Raw genomic sequence first — 4,506 nt, forward strand, 5'->3', positions numbered from 1 at the left:
GGACCGGTACGGACGGCACCCTCGACCGCGGCCCCCCACTGACGAGACCGAGTTCGCGTTCCATCAACCGGGCCACCGCCATAGCTGCGTGAATAGCAGACTCATCGAATGACAGATCCGGTTCGAGAGCGGCGTACAGTACCGCGGCCACCGCGCCGTCCTCGCATACCGGCACCGCCATGATCGCACCGAGACCGGTGTCGTCGATCTCCGCGGCGGTAGATCGCAGCGATCTTCGCGCGGCAGCTCGATCATTGATGACGACCGGCCGGCAATGCTTGACGACCTGACCGCCGATGCCCATCCCGGCTGGGATCTCGACACCGATCAGCCCGGCCGGCCCCGGCCCGTCCACGTTGGTGATGGTCAGGGTGCGGGAATGGAGTGCGACCATTCCCCCGAAAGTAATGTGTGCACCCGATGAGGCCCGCAGGCGCGCGAGCGCCCGAGGCAGAACAGTTTGCATACGGCTAGGAATAGCCAGTGTAAGAGTCATGAGCATCCCCTTCCCCAACCTGCCCAGACGTCGCGAATCCTAGCACCGGCTTTACAATAAGGGGACGTAATGAAGTAACAAATACGCGATCGAGAGCATCATCGCAGGTCACAGGCCTGTGGAGGGTTCGAAACGCGCAAGTTATTTCATTTCGACTCCTAAGCACAAACAAATACCGACGAAACGGACTTTACATATCTGCATGAGAGTTGGGGGCCGCGGGCGCGTAGTGGACTCCGTGGCTTCATCGCTACCACCCATCAGGTTCCGGAAACGTACCAGGAAAGTGTCAGGAATGTATCGGGGAGCGCACAGTGAGCGGGTCCGTTCGGGCCATGGCACGCAGCCGGGCTAACCCGGCGAGGAGCTGAAGTTCGGCGACCGAACGGGGAGAGCTGTCGAGCAGCGCCGGTGACATGACCAGCGCCGCCGCCACCTGTGCTCGGGAGATCGCGACGTTGAGCCGGTTGCGGGAGAGCAGGAAGTCCAGCCCCCGCGGCGCCTGGGCCGAGCTGGACGTGGTGAGCGAGATGATGACGACGGCTGCCTCCTGGCCCTGGAAACGGTCCACCGTCCCGACCCGCACCCCGGGCAGGCCCGCCTTGCCCAGCGCGTGCTCGACCGCCCGCACCTGCCGGTTGTAGGGGGCGACGACGAGCAGGTCGCTGCCGAGGAGCGGGCGCGGGGGCCCGCCGTCGACGAGGGTACGACCGAGCAGGTGGCGAACGATGTCACGGATCACAGCAACCTCCTCATCCGACCGGGTGCCGTTGTCGTGATGCTCGACGTCGTGCAGGTACAGCCCGGCCGGTACACCCGCCACGGCGCGCGTCCCGGCCACCGGATGCGCGTGCAGCAGCCCCCGGTACGCCAGCGCCGACACCGGCGCGCATACGGCCGGGTGCAGCCGGCGGGTCCGATCGAGGAAGTAGCCGAACTCGGGCGGGATCACCTCGGCGTCGCCGAGCAGATGCGACAGCGCCGAGGCGTCCGCGCCGTCCGGATGGAGGCCGGCCACCACCTGCGGCAGTTGCTGCGGATCGCCGAGGAGCACGAGGTTGCGGGCCGCGCCGGCCACCGCGAGGGTATCCGCGAGCGCGAACTGCCCCGCCTCGTCAATGATCAGAACGTCGAAGGGGTCACCACGCAGCACCGGGTTCGCGAACGCCCAGGCGGTGTCCCCGACCAGGTGGCCCTCGGGGTGCTCCCGGCGCCACGCCGCAAGTGCCCGCAGATCCCGCGGACCGTCCCAGGGCAGGAATATGCCCGGAGCCGCCTGAACCGGCTTCGCCCCGGACCGCTGTTTCTTCGCGGCGGGCACCGCGGGGCGCCAGGCGGGCACGGCGTCCGCGGCCCGGGCGTCGGCGGCCCCGGTATCCGCGGCCCCGGTATCCGCGGCTCGGGCGTCCGCGGGATTCGGGTCCGCCGGCGGCTGGCCGGTCGCGGCGAGCATCGCGTTCTCGATCGCCTTGTGACTGGTCGAGCAGACCCCGACCGTGCGCCCCTGCTCGACGAGATGGCGGATAAGCCTGCCGGCGAGGTAGGTCTTGCCCGCCCCAGGCGGCCCCTGCACGGCCAGGTAGGAGCCGTCGAGCGCGCTCACCGCGGCGAGCACGGCGGCGATCTGGTCTCCGTCGTGCTCGCCGGGCGCCGGCAGGTCGCCCCGGCCGATCAGCCGCGGGGGGCGACGGCGCAGCAGGTCCAACGCGGGGTCCGCAGGCAGGTCCGGCAGGGCGTCGGCGGTCCGGCGGGCGAGGTCGCGGATCGCCGCCGGCTTGGGTTCCGGACGCACCGGCGATCCGGGCAGCACGGCGAGGGGCGGCCTGCGGGCCACGTCGTCGGGGGCGACGCTCTCCCGCAGCAGCAGCCTGTGCGGCTCGGCCCGCTCGACGACCGCGTCGGTGGTAACGCCCTCGGCCCCGGGCGGTCCCGGGTAGAGCAGCCGCACCGCCTCGCCGCGGTCGAAGGGATGCGGACGGTCCGGATCGACGCGGGCCTGCAGCAGTCGACGACTCCGCCGCCGTCGCCCGGCCGGTTCGACCCAGTCCTCGACAACGGTCCAGCTCACCGGGACCGCGCAGTCGTCGGCCGATTCCAGCGTGGCGCGATCGGCGGTCAGCGCCGCGAAGTACGACCACCAGGCGGGCTTGTTCTCACGCCGGTGGTATCCGACGGCCGCGGCGAGCAGGGCGCGCGCCCGCTCGTCGTCCGTCCAGTCAGCCGAGTCGTCGGGAAGAGCCGCGACGAGGGTGTCGACGAGCGCGTCGTCGGCGTCGGCGTCGGCGGGGTCTACCGGGTCGGTGCCGGAGGCTGTGGAGGTCGGGGCGGCGAGGTCGATCCGCGGCGTGCCGCCGTCGGCCTCCCGCAGGCCCAGCAGCCAGCGGTGCAGTCGCTGGGTCGACACGCAGTCGATCCGGTTGTAGTCGGCGATCTGAGCGAGGACGCGGTCGGCCGCGGCGAGCTCCCCGGCGGCGCGGTGTGCCAGGAAGCTCTCGTACGCCACGATGCTGTCGATGGCGTTCTTCACCTCGGCCTGCCGGGCACCGGGCAGGAACAGCGGTTCGAGGTATTTGATCGAGTAGGACGGCTGGGAGATCCGCAGGCTGCGCCGGACCACGGCGTAGAGATCCACCAGCCGGTGCCCAGCGAGCAGATCGTCGACCTGCCGTTCCCGCGTGCCGTGTCGCGCGGCCAGCCGGCGCAACGCGTTCGGCTCGTAGGGCGCGTAATGGTAGATGTGCGCGCCGGGGTGCGCGCGCAACCGCTCCGTCGCCCAGTCGACGAAACGCTCGAACGCCTGCCGCTCCCCCGCCCGATCATGCGCCCAGAACGCCCGGAAGACCTCGCCGTCCGCGAGGGTGACCGCGCCGAACAGGTACTCCAGACCGGCGGCGTCCAGCGCGTACGGATCGCCCTCCATATCGAAGTAGATGTCACCGGGATCGGGCGCCGGAAGGGCCGCGAGACCCTCCGGGCCGGTCATCCGGACGGTCACCGTCCCGACCGGGTCGTCCGCGGTCCGCGTCGCATCCTGCGCGGCCTGCAGTTCCGCCTGAAGACGCAGTCCCGCGAACGTCGCCGGGGACATCGTCGCGGGCCGCTGGTCGTCGCGGGCCGCGGCGAGCTCCTCCACCGCGGTGATGCCAGCCGCGCGCAGCACCCGTCGCTGGTCGCCGCGCAGCCCGGCGACCAGGGACAGGTCGCGGGCCTCCGCCCGGCCGCGCGTGCAGTGCGCGCTGAACGCGCAGGTGGCGCAGGCCGACCGGGGCTCGGCCCAGGATGGTTCGGGAACCACGGGGGCGACCGCCAGCCGATCGGCGAGACGGCTGCGCGCGTGCCCGACCATCGGCACGACATCGTCGACCCGGAACGTGCGCACAACCCCGGGCGCGGGAGCGGGAGCGGGCGCGGTGGCCCGCTGTGCGGGATGCAACAGATGCATGAACCGCGGAACAGGTACGCCCACCGACGGTAAGGCCGCCGCGTAGGCAGCGAGCTGCAGCACGGCTCCCGGGCTGGCGTGCCGGGCGAGCTTGGCGTCGTAGGGCTCGTAGCGGCCCGCGACCGCGGGCCCGGTCGACACGCCGGTGATCGGGTCGAGATGCGCCGCGATGAGGAAGTCGGGGCGCCCCTGGAACGCGCCGTCGAACAGCGCCCCCTGGTAGACGACGGGAACCCCGGCGGCCAACGCCTGGCGGGTCCGCTCGTGGGCCTGGGCCAGGGCGGCGAGCGTGGGGGCGGGCCGCTCGATCGCCACGACCCCGTCCGCGCCGAAACACCGGCGCAGATGCTCCAGCCAGCGTCGTTCGTGCGCCTCGCCGTGCCGCACGGCAGTGGTGTCCGCGGGGGTCAGGCGCACCCGGTCGATCCGGCGCGGCCCGTCATCCGACGTCTCCCCGGTCACCAGCCCGGCGGCGAGCGCGTGCGCAAGCCCGACGCGATGCCCACACTCGACGACGTCGACAAGATCACTGGCGGAAACCACCCAGCGGTCCTCGAACCTGTGCACG

At 71.7% G+C, this 4,506-nt stretch carries 2 protein-coding genes; both read right to left on the minus strand.

The features are described 5' to 3' along the window. A partial coding sequence (locus tag ACY45C_RS10260; RefSeq protein ID WP_462187396.1) for a GAF domain-containing protein occupies positions 1 to 502 on the minus strand: 502 nt, incomplete at its 3' end. Between the two features lie 283 nt (positions 503 to 785). Further along, positions 786 to 4,505 carry a TM0106 family RecB-like putative nuclease gene (locus ACY45C_RS10265; RefSeq protein ID WP_462187397.1) on the minus strand — a complete coding sequence of 1,240 codons (3,720 nt, stop codon included), beginning with the start codon at positions 4,503 to 4,505 and terminating at the stop codon, positions 786 to 788. Between the last annotated feature and the right edge of the window lies 1 nt (position 4,506).

This window comes from Frankia sp. CcWB2 (assembly GCF_977927585.1).